Here is a 21,645-nt window from a genome sequence, read left to right as displayed (position 1 = left end):
CGCTGGCCTTAACAAGGCGTTCACACGGAGGAAGCGTTGATCAGGCAGACAAGTGCGCCGCGGCGGGTGTTGATCGCGGCGCTGGGACTTTCGCTCGCCGCGACGTTCGCGTCTGCGTGCAGCAGCCCCAAGGAGGCGGCGCAGGAGCCGGCCGGCGACGGCGCCCCGATCAAGGTCGGGCTCGTCTACTCCCAGACCGGTCCCCTCGCCAGCTACGGCAAGCAGTACATCGAGGGTTGGAAGGCCGGCCTGGCGTACGCCACGAAGGGCACCGGCAAGGTCGGCAACCGCCCGATCGAGGTCAAGGAGGTCGACGACGCCGGGGACGCCGCCAAGGCGGTCTCGGCCGGCAAGGACCTCATCGGCCAGGGCTACAAGATCATCGCCGGGAGCACCTCCTCGGGCGTCGCAGGCCAGATGGCCCCGCTCGCCGCGCAGAACAAGGTGCTGTTCATCTCCGGCCCGGCGGCCACCGACGCCATCACGGGCATCAACAAGTACACCTTCCGGTCCGGCCGCCAGTCCTACCAGGACGTGCTGGCCGCCAAGTCCTACCTGGCCTCCCCGACCGGCAAGAAGGTCCTCGTCTTCACCCAGGACGGCGCCTTCGGCAAGTCCAACGCCGACGCGGTCAAGGCGGTCGTCGGCGGCGCCGGCGCCACCGTCGAGAACCTCTTCGTGCCGGCCAACGCCACCGACTTCACCGGCTTCGCGGTCCAGGCCAAGAACGCCAAGGCCGACATGATCTTCGTCGCCTGGGCCGGGGCCACCGCCTCCGCCATGTGGCAGGCCCTCGACCAGCAGGGCGTGCTCGGCTCGACGCTCGTGGTCACCGGCATCGACCAGCGCGCCTCCTGGCCGACCTTCGGCGCCGCCGGCTCGAAGATCTCGCTGCTGGCCCACTACTTCGACGGGGCCAGCGACAACGAGGCCGTCGCCGCGCTGCGCAAGGGCGTCGAGGGCGGCAAGGTCGACCTGTTCCACCCGGACGGCTTCACCGCCGCGCAGATGGTGGTCCGGGCCGCGACCGAGGGCGGCGACGACGTCGACAAGATGGTCACCGCGCTGGAGGGCTACAGCTTCGACGGCGTCAAGGGCAAGCTGACCATCCGCAAGGAGGACCACGCCCTGCTGCAGCCGATGTTCCAGGGCAAGTTCTCCGGCACCGGCGCCGACCTCAAGCCGGAGCTGGTCAAGGCGCTCGACCCGGCCGACGCCTCGCCGCCGGTCGCGCAGATGAAGGGCTGAGCTCGTGTCGCTCGGCACCACGCCGGTGGCCGGGGGAGTCCATGCGGACGCCCCGGCCACCGGCCTGCTCTCCACCCGGCGGCTGACCTGGAAGATCGGCGGGGTCGCCATCGTCGACGGGGTCTCGATCGACCTCGCCGAGGGTGAGTTCCTCGCCGTCATCGGCCCCAACGGCGCCGGCAAGACGTCGCTGTTCAACCTCATCTCGGGCCTGCGCCGCCCGTCCGACGGCTCGGTCTCCCTCGCCGGGCAGGACGTGACCCGGCTGGCACCGCACCGCCGGGCCCGCCTGGGCCTGGGGCGTACCTTCCAGTCCTCGTCGGTGTTCGGCTCGCTCACCGTCGCGGCCAACGTCCGGCTGGCCGTGCAGGCCCGCCGCGGCGGCTCGATCCGCCCGTTCCCGTGGCCCGGCCGCGACCGCGACATCGCCGAGCGGGCCGAGCGGGTGCTGTGGCGGGTGGGCCTGGAGCACCGGGCCGGCGCGCTGGCCGGCACCCTGGCCCACGGCGAGAAGCGCAAGCTCGAGATCGCGCTGCTGCTCGCCGGCGAGCCCCGGGTGCTGCTGCTCGACGAGCCGATGGCCGGGGTCAGCGCCGAGGACGTGCCCGGCCTGGTGGCCCTCATCCGCACGCTGACCCGTGACGAGCGGCGCAGCGTGCTCATGGTGGAGCACCACATGGACGTCGTGCTCGACCTGGCCGACCGGGTCGCCGTCATGCACCACGGCGCGCTGCTGGTCTGCGACACCCCGGACGTGGTCATGGCCGACCGGACCGTCCAGGAGGCGTACCTGGGGGAGAAACTGTGACCATCCTCGAGATCCGTGACCTCAACGTGCGCATCGCCGGGTCGCACATCCTGCAGGGGGTCACCTTCGGCGTCGCGCCGCACGGCGTGACCGCGCTGCTCGGGCGCAACGGCGTCGGCAAGACCACCACGCTCAAGGCGGTGCTCGGCCTGCTGCCGCCGAAGGCCGAGCTGGGCGGCGAGGTCCGCCTGGCCGACGCCCCGATCACCCGCCAGCCCACGCACCGGCTGGTCCGCGACGGCCTCGGCTACGTGCCCGAGGACCGCGGCGTGTTCGGCGGCCTGACCGTCGCCGAGAACCTGCGCCTGGCCGAGCGCCCCGGCGCCGACCCCGACTACAACACGGTCTACGGCCTCTTCCCCGAGCTGCAGCGGCGCGGCAAGCAGCGGGCCGGCACGCTGTCGGGCGGCCAGCAGCAGATGCTCGCCATCGGGCGGGTGCTGCTCAACCCCAACCGGCTGCTGTTCATCGACGAGCCGACCAAGGGCCTGGCCCCCAAGGTGGTCGGCGAGGTCGCCGCCGCCCTGCACGCGGTGGCCCAGACGGTGCCGATGCTGCTGGTCGAGCAGAACCTGGCCGTGGTGCGCCGCCTGGCCCGGGACGCCGTGGTCATCGCCAACGGCAAGGTCGCCTACACCGGCGGCGCCCAGGACCTCCTGGACTACACCGAGAAGACCAAGGCGCTGCTGGGCGTCGGAAAGGGAGAGCACACATGAGCACCATCGTGTTGCTCACGCTGACGGGGCTCGGGCTCGCCGCCCTGTACTTCCTCGTCGCCTCCGGGCTCGCCCTGGTCTTCGGGCTCGCGGACGTGCTCAACTTCGCGCACGGGCTGTTCCTCTCCGTCGGGGCGTACGGCACCTGGTGGGCCTCGGACCACCTCCCGGGAGCCGGGCCGAGCGGCTGGGGCTTCGTGCTCGCGGTCGTCTTCGGCGTGGTCTGCGGCACAGTGGTCGCCGCGCTGGTCGAGCTGGTGCTCATCCGGCCGCTCTACCGGCGCACCATCGAGCAGGTGCTCGTCACCGTCGGCCTGTCGCTGGCCGGGGTGGCGCTGCTGCAGGCCTCGTGGGGGAGCGACCCGCGGACGTACCCGCGGCCGCAGTGGACGCAGCAGCTCACCACGATCGCCGGCGCGCGGGTGCCCAACGACCGCTTCCTGCTCATCGGGGCGGCCGTCGCGGTGCTGGCCGGGCTGCTGGCCTTCCTGAAGTACACCCGGATCGGTCTGGTCATCCGCGCCGGCGTCGAGGACCGCTCGATGGTCACCGCGCTCGGCATCGACGTGCGGCGGTCCTTCACGCTCGTGTTCGCCATCGGCGGCGCCGCCGCGGCCCTGGCCGGTGCGCTCGGCGGGGTCTACGCCGGCTCGATCTCGCCGACCGGCGGCAGCTCGCTGCTCATCTTCGGGTTCATCGTCGTCGTCATCGGCGGCATGGGCTCGGTCACCGGCGCCGCCTACGCCGCGGCCGCCGTCGGCCTGCTGCAGCAGTTCGTCAACTACACCTGGTCGGGCCTCGGCGACATCTGCGTCGTGGCGCTGCTCGCCGTGGTGCTGCTCGTCCGTCCGCAAGGGATCACCGGGAAGGTCGCCACCTCATGACGACACAGACGGCGCAACCCAAGGCCACGGCGGCCGCCCCGCCGCGCAAGCGGGTGCCGCTGGCCCGCTTCGGCCCGCTCGTGGTGCTGGTGGTGCTCATCGCGCTGCCGTACTGCGGCCTGAAGATCCCCGGCGTGTTCGACAACGCGGTTAACACGCCCGGCACGCTGCAGCTGCTGGCCCTGTGCCTCGTCTTCGGCGCCCTGGCCATGGGCTACGACCTGCTCTTCGGCCGCACCGGCCTGCTGTCGTTCGGCCACGCCCTCTACTTCGCCGCGGGCGTGTACGGCACCGACATGCTGGTCACCAAGGCCGGCTACGGCCTGTGGACGTCGATCCTGCTCGCGGTCGTCGGCACGGCCACGCTGGCCGCGCTGCTGGGCGCGGTCGCCCTGCGCACCGGCGGCATCGCCTTCGCCATGGTGACGCTCGCCTTCGCCCAGGTCGCCGCGATCACGATCGGCCGCAACCCGGGCGGCGCGACCGGCGGCGAGGAGGGCCTGCCGATGGACACCGCCCGGGTGCCGGACTTCCTGGTCGGCGTGTCGAACACGGTCAACCTGTACTGGCTGGCCGTCGCCGTCCTGGTCATCACCGTCCTCGTGGTGCACGCCATCGCCGACTCCCCGGCCGGGCGCGTGCTGGCCGCGGTCCGCGACGACGAGCGCCGCGTCGGCGTGCTCGGGCTCGACCCGTACCGCTACCGCCTCTTCGCCTTCACCGTCTCCGGCGGCCTGGCCGGCCTGGCCGGCGCGATGTACGCGCTGCTGATCGGCGGCGCCACCCCGCACATCGCCGCCTCCGACCAGACCCTGACCCTGCTGGTGATGGTGGTGCTGGGCGGCCCGGGGACGCGCTGGGGCCCGCTGCTCGGCGGCTTCCTGTTCACGTACCTCGACTACCGGCTGGTCGCCCTGCGCGACTCGGACGCGGTGTCGGGGCTGCCGGGCTTCCTGCGCGGCCCGCTGTCCCAGCCGCTGTTCATCCTGGGCACGGTGTTCATCCTGGCCGTGTACTTCTTCCCGGGAGGCCTGGCCGGCCTTCGCACCCGCCTGGGTCCCTTGGCGAGGTGGATCCCCGAGCGCCGCTGAGCGCCTCCGCGCGACGAGTCCGGGCACCCCTGGGTGGTGCCCGGACTCGTCGTGTTTAGGGCGATATGTCGGGTTGTGGCGATGACCGCCACGCGCATGTAGGTAAATGTATGGATCACCTCCATGGCGACGTTGGAGCCGAGCGCCAAAGCTTGCTTCCAATCCGCCAGAGGAGGTGTCCACTATGGACGGTTCCGCGCTCGTCGCGCGCGGGCTCACGCGGGACTTCCGCGGGTTCCGCGCGGTCGACGGGGTCGATCTCGACGTCGCCGCAGGCAGCGTCCACGCGCTCGTCGGGCCCAACGGGGCCGGCAAGACGACGCTGTTCAACCTGCTCAGCGGGTTTCTCCCGCCGAGCGCCGGGCGCATCGAGCTCGGCGGGCGGGACATCACCGGGCTGGCGCCGGAAAAGGTCGCCCGGCTCGGGATGGCCCGCTCATTCCAGATCGCGAGCCTGTTCCCGCAGCAGACCGTGCGGACCCACGTCGAGCTGGCCCTGCAGGGCGGCACGTCGCTCGGCTGGGCCTTCTGGCGCTCGGAGCGGCCGCTGCGCCGCTTCCGGGCCCGGGCCGGCGAGCTGCTGGAGCGGGTCGGCCTGAGCGCGGCGGCGGAGGAGCCGGCCGGCAGCCTCGCCTACGGCCGCAAGCGGGCCCTGGAGCTGGCGATCGCGCTGGCCCTGGACCCGAAGGTCCTGCTGCTGGACGAGCCGACCGCCGGCATGGGGGTCGAGGACGTCGAGCGGACCGTCGAGCTGATCGGCGCCGTCCGCGACGGCCGGACCGTGGTCCTGGTCGAGCACAACATGAGCGTCGTCGGGCGGCTGGCCGACCGGGTCACCGTGCTGCAGGCCGGCCGGGTGCTCGCCGAGGGCCCCTACGACGAGGTGCGCGCCGACGAGCGCGTCGTCGAGGCCTACCTGGGGAGCGCCGATGCTGCGCATTGAGAAGCTGTCCGCCTGGTACGGCGAGGCCGCCGTCCTGCGCGACGTGGACCTCGAGGTCGGCGAGGGCGAGGTCGTCACGCTGGCCGGGCGCAACGGGGCCGGCAAGACCACCCTGCTGCGCTGCGTCATGGGCCTGCACGACGGGCAGTCCGGCACGGTCGAGCTGGCCGGCGCGGACCTGACCCGCCGCCCGGCCCACCGCCGGGCCCGCGCCGGCCTGGGCTGGGTGCCCGACGACCGCGGCGCCTACGCCACCCTCAGCGTCGCCGAGCACCTCGCCCTGCCGCCCGTGGTCGGCCCCCGGCCCTGGGGGCTCGACGAGATCCACGAGGCCTTCCCGAACCTCTACGAACGCCGGCACAGCCCGGCCACCAAGCTCTCCGGGGGCGAGCAGCAGATGCTCGCGCTGGCCCGGGTGCTGCGCATGGGGGCCACCGTCCTGCTGTGCGACGAGCCGACCGAGGGCCTGTCGCCGCTGCTGGTCGCCCGGGTCGGCGAGATCCTGCGCCGGGCCCGGGACTCCGGCGTCACCGTGCTGCTCGTGGAGCAGAACCTGCGCTTCGCCACCACCGTCGCCGACCGCCATTACCTGCTCGCCGAGGGCCGGATCGCCGGCACTTTCGACAACGCCGACGTGCGCTCCCGCGAGGCCGAGTTCCTCGCGCACCTCGGCATTTGAGTGGAGGTACACCCCAATGAAGAAAGCCATTTCGATCGGCGCCGCCCTGTGCGTCACGCTCGCCGGCTGCGGCGGCGGAGGCCCTCAGAAGTCGGGCGGCGGCGGGCTCACCGGAGACAAGATCGTGCTGGGCGTGCTCAACGACCAGTCCGCCACCTACGCCCAGCTGTCCGGCAAGAACTCCGTCGTGGCCGTGCAGATGGCCATCGACGACTTCAAGGCCAAGTACGGCGACAAGGCCATCACCAAGGACATCACCGTGGTCTCCGCCGACCACCAGAACAAGCCCGACATCGCCAACACCCGGGCCAGCGAGATGTACGACCGCCAGGGCGTCGACGCCATCCTCGACGTGCCCACGTCCTCGGCGGCGCTCAAGGTGGCCGACGTCGCCAAGCAGGCCAAGAAGCTGTACTTCAACATCTCCGGCGCCACCACGGACCTGACCGGCAAGTCCTGCAACAAGTACACGTTCCACTACGCCTACGACACGGCGATGCTGGCCAACGGCACCGGCACCGCGGCCACCCAGGCCGGTGCCAAGAACTGGTACATCGTCTACCCCGACTACGCCTTCGGCCAGGACATGCAGAAGTCCTTCACGGCGGCGGTGCAGAAGGGCGGCGGGACGGTCGTGGCCAGCGACCCGACCCCGTTCCCGAACGACAACTTCTCCACCTTCCTGCTCAAGGCGCCCACGCTCAACCCGAAGCCGGACGTGCTCGGCACCATGCAGGCCGGCGCCGACCTGGTGAACCTGGTCAAGCAGTACAACGAGTTCAAGCTCAAGGACAAGGGCGTCGGGCTGGCGGTGGGCCTCATGTTCCTCACCGACATCCACTCGCTGACCCCGGACGCGCTGGCCGGCACCACGTTCACCGACGCCTGGTACTGGAACTTCGACGAGCGCAACCGCGCCTGGGCCGACAAGTTCTCGGCCAAGGCCGGCGGGCAGCGCCCCACGTTCGCGCACGCGGCCAACTACTCGGCGGCCATGCAGTACCTGGAGGCCGTGCAGGCGGCCGGCACCGACGACGCCGACGCGGTGGTCAAGCAGCTGGAGGGCAAGAAGGTGGACGACTTCTTCCTGCGCAACGGCGAGTTCCGGGCGGCCGACCACCGGGTGCTGCACGACGCCTACCTGGCCAAGGTGAAGCCCTCGGCCGACGTCAAGGAGCCGTGGGACTACGAGCAGATCCTGAAGACCATCCCGGCCCAGGACGCGTTCCGCGCGCCGTCGGCGGACTGCAAGCTCTGATCCGCGATGGGTTTCCTCACCCACACGTTCAACGGACTGGTCGGGGGCGGCTTCTACGCGCTGCTCGCCCTCGGCCTGGCCGTCATCTTCGGCATGCTGCGCGTGGTGAACTTCGCCCACGGCGCGTTCTACATGCTCGGCGCGGTGGGCGCCTTCTTCCTGCTGGATTCCTTCGGGCTCTCGTTCTGGTTGGCGCTGCTGGTCGTACCGCCCGTGCTCGGCCTGCTGGGCGTGGTGCTCGAGCTGACCGTCGTGCGGCGGCTGTCCAGGTTGGACCCGCTGTACAACTTCCTGCTCACCTTCGGCCTGACGCTGATCCTGCAGGACGCCGTGAAGGCCCGCTACGGCTCGCAGTCCAAGCCGTACGACGCCCCGGCCGGGCTGCGCGGCACCGTCGACTTCGGGGTGTTCGACTTCCCGGCGTACCGCGTCTTCGTCTTCGCCGTCGCGATGGCGCTGTGCGTCCTGGTCTGGTGGCTGCTGAGCCGGACCAGGGTCGGGCTGGTGGTCCGGGCCGGCACCGAGCGGCCCGAGCTGACCCGGGCGCTGGGCGTGGACGTCGGGCGCTGGATCGCCCCGGTGTTCGGCTTCGGCGTGGGCCTGGCGGCGCTGGCCGGGGTGCTGGCCGCGCCGGTGCGGGCGGTCAACCCGCTCATGGGCGGCGACCTCGTCATCGGGGTCTTCGCCGTCGTCGTCATCGGCGGGCTGGGCTCGGTCTTCGGGTCGGTCGCGGCCGGCTTCGGCATCGGGCTGCTGCAGGCGTGGAGCGAGGCTTACGCCCCGCCGCTGCTCGCGCAGACCCTCATCTTCCTGGTCATGGCGCTCGTGCTGCTGGTGCGCCCGGCCGGGCTCTTCGGACGGGAGGAGAGCGCAGCATGAAATGGGTGCTCCTGGCCGTTGGCGCCGCGGTCGCGCTCTGGCTGCCCAACGGGATCTACCCGGCGGTGGCCGTCGACATGCTCTGCTGGGCGCTGTTCGCGGTCGCCATCGACCTGCTGCTCGGCTACGGCGGGCTGCTCTCCTTCGGCCACGCCGCCTTCTGGGGTACCTCGGCCTACACCGCCGGGCTGATCGCGGCCAAGGCCGGGGCGCCCTTCCCGGTGGCGGTGCTGGGCGGGGCCCTCGCCGCCGCCGCGCTGGCCGTGCCGATCGGATTCCTGGCGGTACGGCGTACAGGCATCTACTTCGCGATGGTCACCCTGGCCTTCGCGCAGATGATCTACTACGTCGCCAACGCCTGGTCCTCGGTCACCGGGGGCGAGAACGGCCTGCAGAGCGTGCCCCGGGAACTGTTCGGGCTGGACCTGTCGGACCCGTACTACTTCTACTACGCGGCGCTGCCCATCGCCGTGCTGGGCCTGCTGCTGGCCTGGCGGATCGTGCACTCGCCGTTCGGCCGGGTGCTGGTCGCGGTGCGGGACAACCCGGCCCGGGCGCGGGCGCTGGGGTATGCGACCTCGCGGTACAAGTTGCTGGTCTTCGTGCTTTCGGCCTTTCTGGCCGGGCTCGGCGGGGGCCTCTTCGCCGTCGCGCACGGCTTCGTCTCCCTCGACGTCGTGCACTGGACGACGTCGGGCAAGGGCGTGGTGCTGGTCGTGCTCGGCGGGATCGGCACGCTGTGGGGCGGGGTGCTGGGCGCCGCGCTCATGGTCGACCTGGAGGACGTGCTGTCGCAGTCCGGCTTCACCCTGATCGGGCTGGTCACCGGGGGCGTCTTCGTGCTCGTGGTGCTGCTGTTCCGGCGGGGGCTGTGGGGCACGGTCGCCGGTTTATTCCGCAGGTGGCGCCGCGTGTGATGGGACGCACTTTTCAATACGAGACGGTTCCGTATCGGCGTCGCCAGGGCTACGTTGATACGGAACTGTTCCGTATCGTTTTCGCGCGTTCCAATCCAGGGGGAGCAACACCGTGGACGCAGCAACCCAGGCAGCACCGAACACAGGACACCCGCGTCGCTGGGCGATCCTCGGCGTGCTCGTCATCAGCCTGCTCGTGGTCGTGTTGGACAACACCGTCCTCAACGTGGCCATGCGCACCATCGCCGACCCGCAGAAGGGCCTGGGCGCGACCCAGAGCCAGCTGGAGTGGGCGATCAACTCGTACACGCTGGTCTTCGCCGGCCTGCTCTTCACCGCCGGCATCCTCGCCGACCGCCTCGGCCGGCGCATCACCCTCACCGTGGGCCTGGCGCTGTTCGGCATCGCCTCGCTCGTCTCGGCGTACTCCGGCTCGCCCGACCAGCTGATCTGGGCCCGCGCCCTGATGGGCCTCGGCGCCGCGGCGGTCATGCCCTCGACCCTGTCGATCATCGCCAACGTCTTCGACCCGCGCGAGCGCGGCCGCGCCATCGGCGTGTGGGCCGGCGCCGTCGGCCTGGGCGTCGCGATCGGCCCGATCGTCGGCGGCCTGCTGCTCGAGCACTTCTGGTGGGGCTCGGTCTTCCTGATCAACGTCCCGATCGTGATCGTGGGCCTGATCCTGGTCAACACGCTCATCCCCGAGTCGCGCGACCCGCGCCCGGGCCGCATCGACATCGTCGGCGTGCTGCTGTCCATCGTCGGCCTCACCTTGTTGACGTACGGCGTGATCGAGGGCGGCGACAAGGGCTTCGGCAAGCCGGAGGCCTGGGGCACGCTGGCCGCCTCGGCGGTCGTGATGGCCGCGTTCGTGATCTACGAGCGGCGCATCGAGTTCCCGTCGCTGGACGTGCGGCTGTTCTCCAACAGCAAGTTCAGCGCCTCGACCGGCATGATCGGCCTGGTCTTCTTCGCGGCCATGGGCATCATGTTCATCAGCGCCTTCTACCTGCAGCTGGTCCGCGGCTACGGCCCGCTGGCCTCCGGCGCCCTGTTCGTCCCGTTCGCCGCGGCCCAGATGATCTTCGCCCCGCGCAGCGCCGCGATGGTCAAGCGCTTCGGCCCGAAGGCGGTCAGCACCACCGGTCTCCTGCTCGTCGCGGTCGGCCTGGCCTCGTGGATGTTCATCACCGCGACCACCCCGATCTGGGTCGTCGGCGCGCTGTTCTTCCTCATGGGCGTCGGCATGGCCAACGTGATGCCGCCCGCGACGGAGTCCATCATGTCGTCGCTTCCCCGGGAGAAGGCCGGCGTCGGATCGGCCGTCAGCAACACCATCCGGCAGGTCGGCGGCGCCCTCGGCGTGGCCGCCCTCGGGGCCGTCGTCTCCTCGGTCTACCGCGACCACGTCTCCAGCGCCACGGCGAACCTGCCGGCCGCCGCGAAGGACGCCGCGGGCGAGTCGATCTCCGGTGCGTACGGCGTGGCGGCACACGCCGGGTCCGCCGGGCCGGCGCTGATCCAGCACGCCAACGACGCCTTCATCGCGGCCATGCACAACGCCGCCGTCGGCTCCGCGATCTTCGCCATCCTCGGCGCGGTCGTGGCCGTCGTCTGGCTGCCCGGCAAGCGCCCCGCCTCCGCCCCCGCGCCGACCAGCGCCGAGGGCCTGGCCGAGGAGCAGGGTGTAGAGCTGGTGACGGTCGGTGAATGAGGGCGCGAGGAAACCGGTGAGTAGCTTCGGTGTGAAAACTCGGTAACAATGGAGACTATGACGCTCAGCGTGGATGCGGTGCCTGACCAGGACCGAAAGGGTCCTGGCCGGCCCCGTAGCGCCCGGGTCGACGAGGCGATCGTCGAGGCGGTGTTCGAGTTGCTCAGCGCCGGCCAGAGCGCCGACGGCATCTCGATCGAGGCGGTCGCCGCGAAGGCCGGCGTCGGCAAGGCGACGATCTACCGCCGCTGGCCGAACAAGGAAGCGCTGCTCATCGACGCCGTACTGGCCATGAAGGGCCCCCTGCCCGAGCCGCGCGGCGAGTCGGCGCGCGACGACCTGGTGATACTGGTCGCCGCGATGCGCAACAAGCGCATGGAGCAGTACGGCAAGGCCACCGCCTGCCTGATGCCCGAGCTGTTCAAGAGCCCGGAGATGCACCGCGTCTACCAGGGCGTCGCGGAGCCCCGCCGCGAGCTGATGCGGTCGGTGTTGCGCCGCGGCATCGCCTCGGGCGAGCTACGCGCCGACCTGGACGTCGAGATGTCGGTGCTGGTCCTGTCGGGGCCGACCTTGGCTCAGAACATGCTGCGCTGGAACCCGAACGTGCCGGACGACAACTTCGCCGAAAGCCTGGTGGACTTCGTCCTGCGCGGCGCGCACGCCTGATCGCGTCCTCTCCTGCACCCCGGCCCGGCCCGCTCTCCCGAGCGGCGCCGGGCCGGCGCATTCCGTCCCGGCACAGCGCTGCGGCCCGGCATGGCGCTGCTGGGCCGGCGGTTCTGCCCCCGCGGCTGCTGGCCCGCGTTCTTGCGGCCCGCTGCGTCGGCCCGGCGGTCCTGCCCCCGCGGGTGCTGGCCCGCGTTCATGGGGCCGCTGCGTCGGCCTGGCGGTTCTGACCCGCGGGTGCTGGTTGGCGTTGTTGCGGCCTGTGGCGTCTGTCCGGCGGGTTTCGGCCCGCGGCGTAGGTCTGTGTGCCTCCGGGCGGCCTCCGTCGTCGTCCACTTTGGCGCTCCGCGGGTCGGGGTCAGCGCCACCTCGACCCGCAGGACGGGTGTCGCGCCCACATCGCAGCTCAGCGCGCCAGCCCCCACTGAACGGCCGGTCACTTGTTGTCACAATGGTCCTCGCGCGAGCGGGCGTGCGCCATTTGACATTCTGCGCGGACTTCGGGGCGGTGATTCCGGCCGGGTGCTGGGACAATTAGGTACATGGGGCAGTTGCAATTGTTCACCAAGACGGAATTGGCTGCCATGCGCGATCGGACGAGGTCGCGTCGTTATTCTCCGACAAATGAGCAGTTTCGCAAGGAACATGCTCGACATCGAGCCTGGGGCTTGGCCAGGCGGCACGCGGAGCGACTGCGCCGCGTGCGTGGCGACACCCCAGCACACGAGCCGCCGCCGCCTGTCATGCCACCTGAGCAGGTCATACATCCCGCGCCGCACGAGACGAACGGCGCTACACACCCGCCGGTGCGGCGCGCGGCAATACGTGCAGCCGTGACCAGCAAGATGCGGCCGCCGACGCATTGCACTCGTCGTTCGACAATGCCAGGCATGCCAGGACGCCATTGTCTATTGCGCCCGGCCGCTCCACCGCCGATCACTCAATGTCGCGATGGGCCTCGCGCCGATGAGCGTGGTCTGTGGCGCATCGGGCCGCAGAGCATTTTCATGACCCGGCCGGGGCCGTGCTCGCGATTCGCAGCTCGGTGGCGAAAAACCCGCGGCGGTGGGAGGCGTTCGGGAGCGGGCGGTGCTCAATGGTCGGCGCGGGCAACGCGAACAGATGCCGCGTTATTGCTGCAACCGGTTCAGGCGCAGGGCCAGCTGAACCTCCAGGGCGCGTTCCGGCTTCTGCCAGTCCGGGCCGAGGAGCTGTGCGATCCGCTCGAGGCGCTGCGTGACCGTGTTGACGTGGACGTGCAACACCTCAGCAGCCCGGGCCAGGCTGCCGCCCACGCCGAAGTACGACTCCAGGGTCTTCACCAGGGCCGTGCCCCGCCGGGCGTCGTAGTCGACGACCGGGCCGATGGTGCTGGCGAGGAAGGCGCGCACGTCCCGGTCGCGTCCGTCCGGGGCCGAGCCCAGCAGCAGCCCCACGAAGCCCAGCTCGGCCGTGCTGGCGCCGGTGCCGGTGCGGCCCAGTGCGGTCAGGGCGGTGACGCAGCGGTCCGCGTCGCGGTAGGCGGCGGCGATCGCCTCCGGGGTGGTGGCCGGGCCGCCCGCGCCGGCGGTCACCGGGCGGGCCAGGAGCTTGCCCAGGTCGCGGGCGACCAGGCGGGCGGCGGCGCCAGGGTTGTCGCCGGGGATGAGCAGCACCACGTGGCCGTCGCGGGCGGCGGCGAGGCCGGACCGGGTCTGGGCGTAGGTCTGGGCCCACGAGACGGCCCGCTGGCGGATCGAGCCGCCGGTGAGGGCTTCGGCGCCGATGGCGACCAGGACGTTCGGGGCGTCGAGGTCCACGCCGAGGCGCTTGGCCCGGGCGCGCAGCGCGTCGGCGTCGCGGACCGGGCGGGTGATGGCGTCGTCGAGGAGTTCGCCGCGGACCCGGCCTTCGGCCTCGGCGACGGTACGGCGGAACAGCTGCAGCAGCGCCGTGACGACGGCGGCGCGCTCGAGGATGCGCTGGTCGGCGTCGACCAGGGAGCTGTCGGGGCGCAGGACCAGGGCGCCGAGGTTCTCCGCGCCCGCGACGACGGCGGCCAGCCACAGCTGACCCCGGCGGACGCTGCGGCCCTCGGTGCGGGAGGCGGCCAGGGCCTCGGCGATCGCGCTGGGGTCCGGCTGGGCCAGCTCGCCGACCAGGGCGAGCGTGCGGTTCTCGGCGTCCAGGACGAGGAGGGAGCCGCCGAGGACCTCGACGACGACCGCGGCGACGTCCTCGACGCCGGCTCCCCGCAGTACGAGTGCGGTCATTCGATCATGAGCGGCGGCGGCGCGCTCGACCGAGTCGCTGTGCGCGCGGATGACGCCGTTGGCGGCGGACAGCTCCTCCAGGGCGGCCTGGGTCTCGCCGAGGAGGCGGGCGGTGTCGATCGCGACGGCGGCGTTGGCGGCGAGGGAGACGAGCAGCGACACCTCCTCGCGGGCGAAGGGGCGGGCGGAGCGGTTGGCCGCGTAGAGCACGCCGATGATCCGGGATCCGAGCCGCAGCGGTACCCCGAGGATCGCCACCAGCCCTTCCTCGCCCACGCCGGCGTCGATGTCGCCGGTGTGCCGGAAGCGGGCGTCGCGCGGATAGTCGGCGGTCACGTAGGGGCTGCCGGTCTGCGCGACCAGCCCGCCGAGGCCGGCCCCCATGGGCAGGCGAAGGGCCTGGAAGCGGGCGGAGATCGAGCCGTCGGTCACCCGCATGTACGTGTCGCCGTGGGCCTCGTCGTTGAGCGTCATGTAGGCCACGTCCGCGCCGAGCAGCGTCCTCGCGCGGTGCACGATGGCGGCCAGCACGGCGTCAACGTCGCGCAGGCCGGCCAGGTCGCTGGCGGTGTCGAAGAGGCCGGAGAGCTCCTCCTCGCGCCGCCGGCGCCGCTCCAGCAGGGCGCGCACGCGCAGGGCCACGACCTTGGCCTGCTCCAGCTCGTCGATCCGATCGGGCGGAAGGCCGGCGCTGCGGGCGGCGACGAGCGGGCCCTCGAACTCGACGGCGGCCGCCTCACGGGCCAGCAGCTCGAGGTACTCCAGCATCGTCACACGCCCTAGTGTGCGGTCCAGCCGCCGTCGATCGACAGCGAAGTGCCCGTGATGAAGCCCGCGACGTCGGTGCAGAGGTAGGCGACGAGCTCGGCGACCTCGGCCGGCTCGATGAGCCGCTTGACCGCCGCGCTGGTCAGCATGATCTTCTCGACGACCTCGGACTCGGGAATGCCGTGGGTGCGGGCCTGGTCGGCGATCTGCCCCTCGACCAGCGGGGTGCGCACGTAGGCGGGGTTGATGCAGTTGGCGGTGACCCCGTGCGGCGCGCCCTCCAGGGCGACCGTCTTCGACAGGCCCTCCAGGGCGTGCTTGGCGGTCACGTACGCGGCCTTGAAGGGGGAGGCGCGCAGGCCGTGCACCGACGAGATGTTCACGATGCGGCCCCAGTTCCCGGCGTACATGTGCGGCAGCACGGCCCGCACCAGCCGGAAGGGGGCGGCCACCATCACGGCCTGGATGTAGCCGAAGCGCTCCGGCGGGAACTCTTCCAGCGGCGCCACGTGCTGCAGGCCGGCGTTGTTCACCAGGACGTCGGCGTCGAGGTGCCCGGCCAGGCGGTGCTCGATCTCGTCGAGGTCGGCCAGGTCGGCCACGACGGGGACCACGCCGGCCTCGTCGGCGAGCGTCTTGAGCGGCTCCGCGTCGCGGTCCACGGCGACCACGCGCGCCCCGGCGGCGGCCAGGCGCGCCGCCACGCTGCGGCCGATGCCGCTGCCGGCCCCGGTGACCAGCGCGGTGCGTCCCCGGAGGTCCAGGGCGACCACGTGCTGCGGGGAAACGGGGTGTGGCGTCGTCATGGCGGGAAACGTACGAGGCTTGGCGCGCCCGTCCCATGGGGGCCACCCACATACCTTTCGGCCCTTCGGTGTGTGTGTCGTGGCGAAGGTCCTTCACGATCGTCCGCTAGGGTGTCGAACACACGTATGAGGGGGTGTCGGGTGCGCGTGCTCGGGGTCGACCCGGGGCTGACCCGGTGCGGCGTCGCGGTGGTCGACGGCCTGCCGGGGCGCCCCTGCAAGCTCGTGCACGTCGAGGTGGTCCGCAGCGACCCCGACATGGACCTGTCGCTGCGGCTGCTCAAGCTCGACCGGCGCCTGGCCGAGGTGGTGGCCGAGCACGAGCCGGAGAGCGCCGCCGTGGAGCGGGTCTTCAGCCAGCACAACGTGCGCACCGTGATGGGGACCGCGCAGGCCGGGGCGGTGGCCATCCTCGCCGCCGCGCGGGCCGGCCTGCCCGTGCAGATGTACACCCCGAGCGAGGTCAAGGCGGCCGTCAGCGGCAACGGCAACGCCGACAAGGCACAGGTCACCGCGATGGTGACAAAGCTGCTGCGACTCGAGGTGGCGCCGCGCCCGGCCGACGCCGCCGACGCCTTAGCCTTGGCCATCTGTCATGTCTGGCGGGGCGGGGCGCGCGAGCGCCTGGGTGCCGCATTGAGGAGGGCCCGGTGATCGCGAGCGTTCGCGTCTGGCGGGGCGGGGCGCGCGAGCGCCTGGGTGCCGCATTGAGGAGGGCCCGGTGATCGCGAGCGTTCGCGGCAAGGTGATGGCGGTGTCGCCGGAGGGCGCGGTCATCGAGGTCGGCGGCGTCGGGCTGCTCGTGCAGTGCTCCGCGCACACGCTGGCCGACCTCCGGGTGGGGACCGAGACCCGGCTGGCCACGTCGCTGGTGGTCCGGGAGGACTCGCTCACCCTCTACGGCTTCGCCGACGACGAGGCCCGGCAGCTCTTCGAGCTCCTGCAGACGGCCACCGGGGTCGGGCCCCGCCTCGCCCAGGCCGTCCTGTCCGTCCATACCCCTGATGTCGTACGGCGGGCAATCTCCGGCGGCGACACCTCCACGCTGACAAGGGTCCCCGGCATCGGCAAGAAGGGGGCCGAGCGCCTGGTGCTGGAGCTGCGCGACAAGATCGGTGCGCTGCCGGGCGACGGCGCGGCGCTGGTCGGCGTCGGGGCCGGCGCGCTGTGGCACGACCAGGTCCGCCAGGCCCTCGTCGGGCTCGGCTGGACCGCCGGCCAGGCCGACCAGGCGGTGTCCGCGGTCGCCGAGCAGCTCGACGGGGGGACCACGCCGCCCGTGCCGGTCCTGCTGAAGCAGGCCATCCGGATGCTGGGCACCCTGCGATGACCGACCCCCTGATCAGCGCGTTCGCCTCCGACGAGGACGCGGTCGCCGACCAGTCCGTCCGCCCGAAGCGGATGAGCGAGCTGATCGGCCAGCACCGGGTCCGCGAGCAGCTGCACCTGCTGCTGCAGAGCGCGCTGCGCCGAGGCAGTCCGCCCGACCACATCCTGCTGTCCGGCCCGCCGGGGCTGGGCAAGACCACGCTGGCCATGATCGTCGCCGCCGAGCTGGGCGCCGGGCTGCGGATGACCAGCGGGCCGGCCATCGAGCGGGCCGGCGACCTGGCCGCCGTGCTCACCAGCCTGCAGCACGGCGACGTGCTGTTCATCGACGAGATCCACCGCATCGCCCGGCCGGCCGAGGAGCTGCTGTACAGCGCCATGGAGGACTTCCGGGTCGACGTGGTGGTCGGCAAGGGCCCCGGCGCGACCGCCATCCCGCTCGACGTCGAGCCGTTCACGCTGGTCGGCGCCACGACCCGCAGCGGCCTGCTCACCGGCCCGATGCGGGACCGCTTCGGGTTCGTCGGGCAGCTCGAGTTCTACGAGCCCGAGGAGCTGGAGCAGATCATCTCGCGGTCGGCGCGGATTCTCGACGTACCGATCATGGAGGAGGGGGCGGTGGAGATCGGGCGGCGCTCCCGGGGCACCCCCCGCATCGCCAACCGGCTCCTGCGCCGGGTCCGCGACTACGCCGAGGTGCGCGGCAACGGCGTGGTCGACCTGAGGGCGGCCCGGGCCGCCCTGCGGGTGTACGACGTCGACGATCTCGGCCTCGACCGGCTGGACCGCGCCGTGCTCATGGCCCTGCTGCGGGCCGGCGGCGGGCCGGTCGGCCTGTCCACCCTCGCGGTCGCCGTCGGTGAGCAGCCCGATACGGTGGAGGAGGTCTGCGAGCCGTTCCTGCTGCGTTCGGGCCTCATCGCACGCACTCCACGTGGCCGTGTGGCCACGGCAAGCGCATGGCGCCACGTTGGAATCCCAGCTCCCGCTGGTACCGTCGGGGGCGGAAATCCCGCAAGCGGCTTGTCACAAACACCGGATCTGTTCAGCTTGGAGCCTTAGCTCCCGGCGTGTCGTGATACGACCGTGACAGATGCCGGTCTGCGTGGTCTCCGACACACCGACTAGACTCGCCGCGATCCGCTGCGCGGATGCAGTCAACTCGAACAGGGAAGGCCACCACTCGTGTTTTTCGCCGACGCCAACTCGGGCGGCAGCAGCGCACTTCCGCTCCTCGTCGTCGTCGCCTTCGCGGCCTTCGTGTACTTCCTCATGATCCGCCCGCAGCAGAAGCGCCGCCGCGAGGTCGAGAACATGCAGTCCGCAATGGGCATCGGCGACGAGGTCGTGACCGTCGGCGGGCTGTACGGCACGGTGGTCGAGATCGTCGACGACACCGTGCTCCTGGAGATCGCGCCGGGCGTCACCGCCAAGTACGCCCGTGCGGCCATCGGCAAGGTCAACAAGAAGGCGGCCGTCGACGAGGACACCGCCGACGAGGAGTCCGACGAGTCGGGTTCCTCCACGACGGACGCCGACTGAAGTCCCGCTCGTAAGCCCGCTCTGTTGAAACATTCACGCCGCGCGAACCCCGCCGGCGTCGTGTAGGGAGACCCGACAGCCGTGGCACAACCTCAGGCACCGATGCGCCCGAGCCGCCAGCTCGCAGTGCTGGCCGCCATCTTCATCGTGCTCGCCGCCATCGTATGGTTCGGCGGCAAGGGCGGATGGCGTGACCGGCTCGAGCCCAAGCTCGGCCTTGACTTGATCGGCGGGACCACGGTCACGCTGCAGGCCCAGAACCTGGAGGGCAACAAGCCGCCCACCCAGGACCAGATGGAGACCGCCCGCCGCATCATCGACCAGCGGGTCAACGGCCTGGGCGTCGCCGAGGCCGAGGTCGTCGTCGAGGGCAACAACAACATCGTCGTCTCCCTGCCCGGTAAGAGCGACGACCGGCTGAAGCAGATCGGCCAGACCGCCGAGCTGCGCTTCCGCACGGTGCTCAACCAGACCAGCGACACCGGCGCGACCAACCCGTCGGCCTCGCCCAGCACGCCGGCCTCCCCCAGCGCCTCGGCGCCGGCCTCCCCGAGCGGGTCCGCCTCGGCCCAGCCGCCGGCCAGCTCGGCGGCGCCGTCGGCCTCGGCCACCCCGACGCCTAGTGGCAGCGAGGCCGCCGCGGGCGCCTCGGCCTCCGCGTCGGAGTCGGTCGCCCCGGACGTCGCCACCCAGCGCGCCGCGGTGCAGAAGAAGCTCGGTGCCAGCGTCTGGGCCGCCGCGCTCGCCGAGCAGTCGCCCGTCGACTTCAGCCAGGCGCCGGACAAGGCCGACCAGTACAAGGGCTTCAAGGACCTGACGCCGGACGAGGTCGCCGTGCTGCCGACCTCGATGCAGTACAACATCCCGTACATCAACTGCGACAAGCTCAACCACCGGCCCGTCGGCTCGATCCGCAGCGAGAAGGAGCAGGTCGTCGCCTGCGGCCCCGGCGTCAAGTACCAGCTCGACGTGGCCAAGGTCCTCGGCACCGACGTGTCGAAGGCCAGCTCCGGCATCAACTCGCAGAACGGCAAGTGGACGGTCAACCTGTCCTTCCACAGCGACGGGCAGAACCGCTGGACCGACCTGACCCGCGAGGCCTACAACAACGGCACCGACAGCAAGCAGGTCGCCGTGGTCCTCGACAACGATGTGGTCTCGGCCCCGACGATCCAGAACGTGATCCCGGGCGACGCGGAGATCAGCGGCACGTTCACCAAGAGCGAGGCTCAGCTGCTGGCCAGCCAGCTCAACTACGGCGCCCTGCCGCTGTCGTTCAAGTCGCAGGACGCGCAGAGCATCTCGGCCACCCTGGGCAGCTCCCACCTGGAGGCGGGCCTGCTCGCCGCCGGCATCGGCCTGCTGCTGGTCGTGCTCTACTCGTTCTTCTACTACCGGCTGCTCGGCGGCGTCATCATGATCAGCCTCCTGCTCTCCGGCGTGCTGGTCTTCATGGCGCTGATCGTCCTGGGCCGCTGGATCGGCTTCACGCTGAGCCTCGCCGGCTTCGCGGGATTCATCGTCTCCCTCGGTGTGGCCGCTGACTCGTTCGTCATCTACTTCGAACGGCTCAAAGATGAGATCCGCGACGGCAGAAGCCCACGCAGCGCGGTGCCGCGCGCCTGGGTCCGGGCCCGCCGCACGATCATCTCGGCCAACACGATCACCCTGATGGCCGCGGCGATCCTCTACTTCGTCTCGATCGGCTCGGTCAAGGGCTTCGCCTTCGCCCTGGGCGTGGCGACGATCCTCGACCTCGTGGTGGTGTTCCTCTTCCGCCATCCGATCATGACGCTCTTCGCTCGCAGCAAGGCATTCTTGTCACCGAGGGTCAGTGGTCTCGGGCGCGTGCTGGAGCACGCCCCGGCGACCGACGCGGGCTCCGCGACCCGTCGTAACCGCCCGAAGGAGGCCTGACGATGAGCGCCAGTGGCATCGCAGCCCGGCTCTACCGTGGTGAGGCCGGCGTCGACATCGTGGGCCGCCGCAAGGTCTGGTTCATCGTCGCCGGCGTGGCGATCGCGATCGCGATCGCGAGCATGCTGGTCCGCGGCTTCACCCTCGGCATCGAGTTCGAGGGCGGCAACCAGTACAACGTGCCGGTCAAGGTCGGCACGCTGGACCAGGTGGAGCAGGCGTTCACCGACGCCGGCGTCTCGGTCAAGACCGGGCAGACGGTCGGCGACAGCCAGTACATCATCAAGACCGAGCTGATCAACGACGCCGCCCGGCAGACGGAGATCAAGGACTCGGTCGCCAAGCACTTCAACATCGACACGTCGCAGATCAGCGACAGCGCGGTGAGCACCTCGTGGGGCGGCCAGGTCACCAACAAGGCGGCGCTGAGCCTCGCGATCTTCCTCGCCGCCGTGCTGGTGTACCTCATCGCCCGGTTCGAGTGGCGGATGGCCGCGGCCGCGGTCGCCTCGCTGCTGCTCGACCTGATCTTGACGGGCGGCGTGTATTCGCTGGTCGGCTTCGAGGTCACCCCGTCGACCGTCATCGGCTTCCTGACGATCCTCGGTTTCGCGCTCTACGACGTCGTCGTGGTGTTCGACAAGGTGCAGGAGAACACCCGGGGCATCACCGGCTCCAGCACGATGACGTACTCCGAGGCGGCCAACCTGGCGGTCAACCAGACGCTGATGCGCTCCATCAACACCGGCCTGGTGGCACTGCTGCCGGTCGGTGGCCTGCTCTTCATCGGCGCCGGCCTGCTGGGCGCCGGCACGCTGAAGGACCTCGGCCTGGTGCTCTTCATCGGTATGGGCGTCGCGGTGTACTCGTCCATCTTCTTCGCCACGCCCGTGCTGGCCGAGCTCAAGAGCCGCGAGCCGCGGCTGCAGCAGCACGCCAACCGGATCCAGAACAAGCGCGTGGCGCAGGCCAAGGAGCAGGCGCAGCGGGCCAAGAGCCCGGCCCTGGACAGCGACGGGGTGCCGGTCGGCGCGAAGGCGGCGGTCGAGCGCTCGGAGCTGGCCGGCGCGGCGCCCCGGCCGGGCGCGCGCCCGGCGGCCCGGCCCGGCCAGGGCAAGCGACCCCGCGCGGGCGGCCGTCCCAGTGGGGGCGGCGCTCGGCGGTAGCCGAAGGGCTGTGAGAATCGACGGGCGCCGCGCATGCGGCGCCCGTTCGCTTTTGTCGG

The 21,645-nt window shown here is 71.5% G+C and carries 20 protein-coding genes; 18 read left to right on the top strand and 2 right to left on the bottom strand.

Going from position 1 to position 21,645, the window contains the following annotated elements:
* Positions 1–39: 39 nt before the first annotated feature.
* From ABD352_RS36100 to ABD352_RS36045, 12 genes are all read left to right on the top strand, one after another.
* A complete protein-coding gene (locus ABD352_RS36100; protein WP_425553799.1) occupies positions 40–1,248 on the top strand; it encodes a substrate-binding domain-containing protein in 1,209 nt (402 codons plus the stop codon).
* Between the two features lie 64 nt (positions 1,249–1,312).
* Positions 1,313–2,056, top strand: coding sequence for an ABC transporter ATP-binding protein (locus ABD352_RS36095; RefSeq protein WP_344617086.1), 744 nt, complete (start codon positions 1,313–1,315; stop codon positions 2,054–2,056).
* Positions 2,053–2,772: an ABC transporter ATP-binding protein gene (locus ABD352_RS36090; RefSeq protein ID WP_344617024.1), complete on the top strand. Its 720-nt coding sequence runs from the start codon at positions 2,053–2,055 to the stop codon at positions 2,770–2,772. The genes ABD352_RS36095 and ABD352_RS36090 overlap by 4 nt, the downstream gene beginning before the upstream one ends.
* Positions 2,769–3,656, top strand: a complete 888-nt coding sequence (locus ABD352_RS36085; RefSeq protein WP_344617023.1) for a branched-chain amino acid ABC transporter permease — start codon at positions 2,769–2,771, stop codon at positions 3,654–3,656. The genes ABD352_RS36090 and ABD352_RS36085 overlap by 4 nt, the downstream gene beginning before the upstream one ends.
* Entirely contained in the window at positions 3,653–4,747 is a 1,095-nt protein-coding gene (locus tag ABD352_RS36080) for a branched-chain amino acid ABC transporter permease (RefSeq protein ID WP_344617022.1), read from the top strand. The genes ABD352_RS36085 and ABD352_RS36080 overlap by 4 nt, the downstream gene beginning before the upstream one ends.
* 184 nt (positions 4,748–4,931) lie before the next feature.
* On the top strand, positions 4,932–5,690 hold the full coding sequence (locus tag ABD352_RS36075; RefSeq protein ID WP_344617021.1) for an ABC transporter ATP-binding protein: 759 nt from the start codon (positions 4,932–4,934) through the stop codon (positions 5,688–5,690).
* Positions 5,677–6,369: an ABC transporter ATP-binding protein gene (locus tag ABD352_RS36070; RefSeq protein WP_344617020.1), complete on the top strand. Its 693-nt coding sequence runs from the start codon at positions 5,677–5,679 to the stop codon at positions 6,367–6,369. The genes ABD352_RS36075 and ABD352_RS36070 overlap by 14 nt, the downstream gene beginning before the upstream one ends.
* 16 nt (positions 6,370–6,385) lie before the next feature.
* Complete coding sequence (locus tag ABD352_RS36065; RefSeq protein ID WP_344617019.1) at positions 6,386–7,627, top strand: ABC transporter substrate-binding protein; 1,242 nt, start codon at positions 6,386–6,388, stop codon at positions 7,625–7,627.
* A 6-nt stretch (positions 7,628–7,633) separates the two neighbouring features.
* On the top strand, positions 7,634–8,506 hold the full coding sequence (locus ABD352_RS36060; RefSeq protein ID WP_344617018.1) for a branched-chain amino acid ABC transporter permease: 873 nt from the start codon (positions 7,634–7,636) through the stop codon (positions 8,504–8,506).
* A complete protein-coding gene (locus ABD352_RS36055; RefSeq protein WP_344617017.1) occupies positions 8,503–9,423 on the top strand; it encodes a branched-chain amino acid ABC transporter permease in 921 nt (306 codons plus the stop codon). The genes ABD352_RS36060 and ABD352_RS36055 overlap by 4 nt, the downstream gene beginning before the upstream one ends.
* Positions 9,424–9,535: 112 nt before the next feature.
* Complete coding sequence (locus tag ABD352_RS36050; RefSeq protein WP_344617016.1) at positions 9,536–11,137, top strand: MFS transporter; 1,602 nt, start codon at positions 9,536–9,538, stop codon at positions 11,135–11,137.
* Positions 11,138–11,194: 57 nt separating this feature from the next.
* Positions 11,195–11,806, top strand: a complete 612-nt coding sequence (locus tag ABD352_RS36045; RefSeq protein ID WP_344617015.1) for a TetR/AcrR family transcriptional regulator — start codon at positions 11,195–11,197, stop codon at positions 11,804–11,806.
* Positions 11,807–12,936: 1,130 nt separating this feature from the next.
* On the opposite strand, the gene ABD352_RS36040 is transcribed toward ABD352_RS36045, so the two are convergent.
* Together ABD352_RS36040 and ABD352_RS36035 are read right to left on the bottom strand one after the other, a co-directional pair.
* Positions 12,937–14,826, bottom strand: a complete 1,890-nt coding sequence (locus ABD352_RS36040) for a helix-turn-helix domain-containing protein (protein ID WP_344617085.1) — start codon at positions 14,824–14,826, stop codon at positions 12,937–12,939.
* 11 nt (positions 14,827–14,837) lie between these two features.
* Positions 14,838–15,632: a 3-hydroxybutyrate dehydrogenase gene (locus ABD352_RS36035; RefSeq protein ID WP_344617014.1), complete on the bottom strand. Its 795-nt coding sequence runs from the start codon at positions 15,630–15,632 to the stop codon at positions 14,838–14,840.
* A 141-nt stretch (positions 15,633–15,773) separates the two neighbouring features.
* Here ABD352_RS36035 and ruvC point away from each other — a divergent pair, with 141 nt between their 5' ends.
* From ruvC to secF, 6 genes are all read left to right on the top strand, one after another.
* Entirely contained in the window at positions 15,774–16,286 is a 513-nt protein-coding gene (gene ruvC, locus ABD352_RS36030) for a crossover junction endodeoxyribonuclease RuvC (RefSeq protein ID WP_344617013.1), read from the top strand.
* A 67-nt stretch (positions 16,287–16,353) separates the two neighbouring features.
* Positions 16,354–16,962 (top strand): Holliday junction branch migration protein RuvA, encoded by a 609-nt coding sequence (gene ruvA, locus ABD352_RS36025; RefSeq protein WP_344617012.1) that lies wholly within the window; start codon positions 16,354–16,356, stop codon positions 16,960–16,962.
* A complete protein-coding gene (ruvB, locus tag ABD352_RS36020; protein ID WP_344617011.1) occupies positions 16,959–18,023 on the top strand; it encodes a Holliday junction branch migration DNA helicase RuvB in 1,065 nt (354 codons plus the stop codon). Before ruvA ends, ruvB begins: the two co-directional genes overlap by 4 nt.
* Before the next feature lie 123 nt (positions 18,024–18,146).
* A complete protein-coding gene (yajC, locus tag ABD352_RS36015) occupies positions 18,147–18,503 on the top strand; it encodes a preprotein translocase subunit YajC (protein ID WP_344617010.1) in 357 nt (118 codons plus the stop codon).
* 81 nt (positions 18,504–18,584) lie between these two features.
* Complete coding sequence (gene secD, locus ABD352_RS36010; RefSeq protein WP_344617009.1) at positions 18,585–20,420, top strand: protein translocase subunit SecD; 1,836 nt, start codon at positions 18,585–18,587, stop codon at positions 20,418–20,420.
* 2 nt (positions 20,421–20,422) lie between these two features.
* Positions 20,423–21,586 (top strand): protein translocase subunit SecF, encoded by a 1,164-nt coding sequence (gene secF / locus ABD352_RS36005; protein WP_344617008.1) that lies wholly within the window; start codon positions 20,423–20,425, stop codon positions 21,584–21,586.
* The last annotated feature ends 59 nt before the right edge of the window (positions 21,587–21,645 follow it).

The sequence above is a fragment of the Dactylosporangium salmoneum genome, assembly GCF_039532525.1.
GTDB lineage: Bacteria > Actinomycetota > Actinomycetes > Mycobacteriales > Micromonosporaceae > Dactylosporangium > Dactylosporangium salmoneum.
This window is presented reverse-complemented; position numbering and strand designations above follow the sequence as displayed.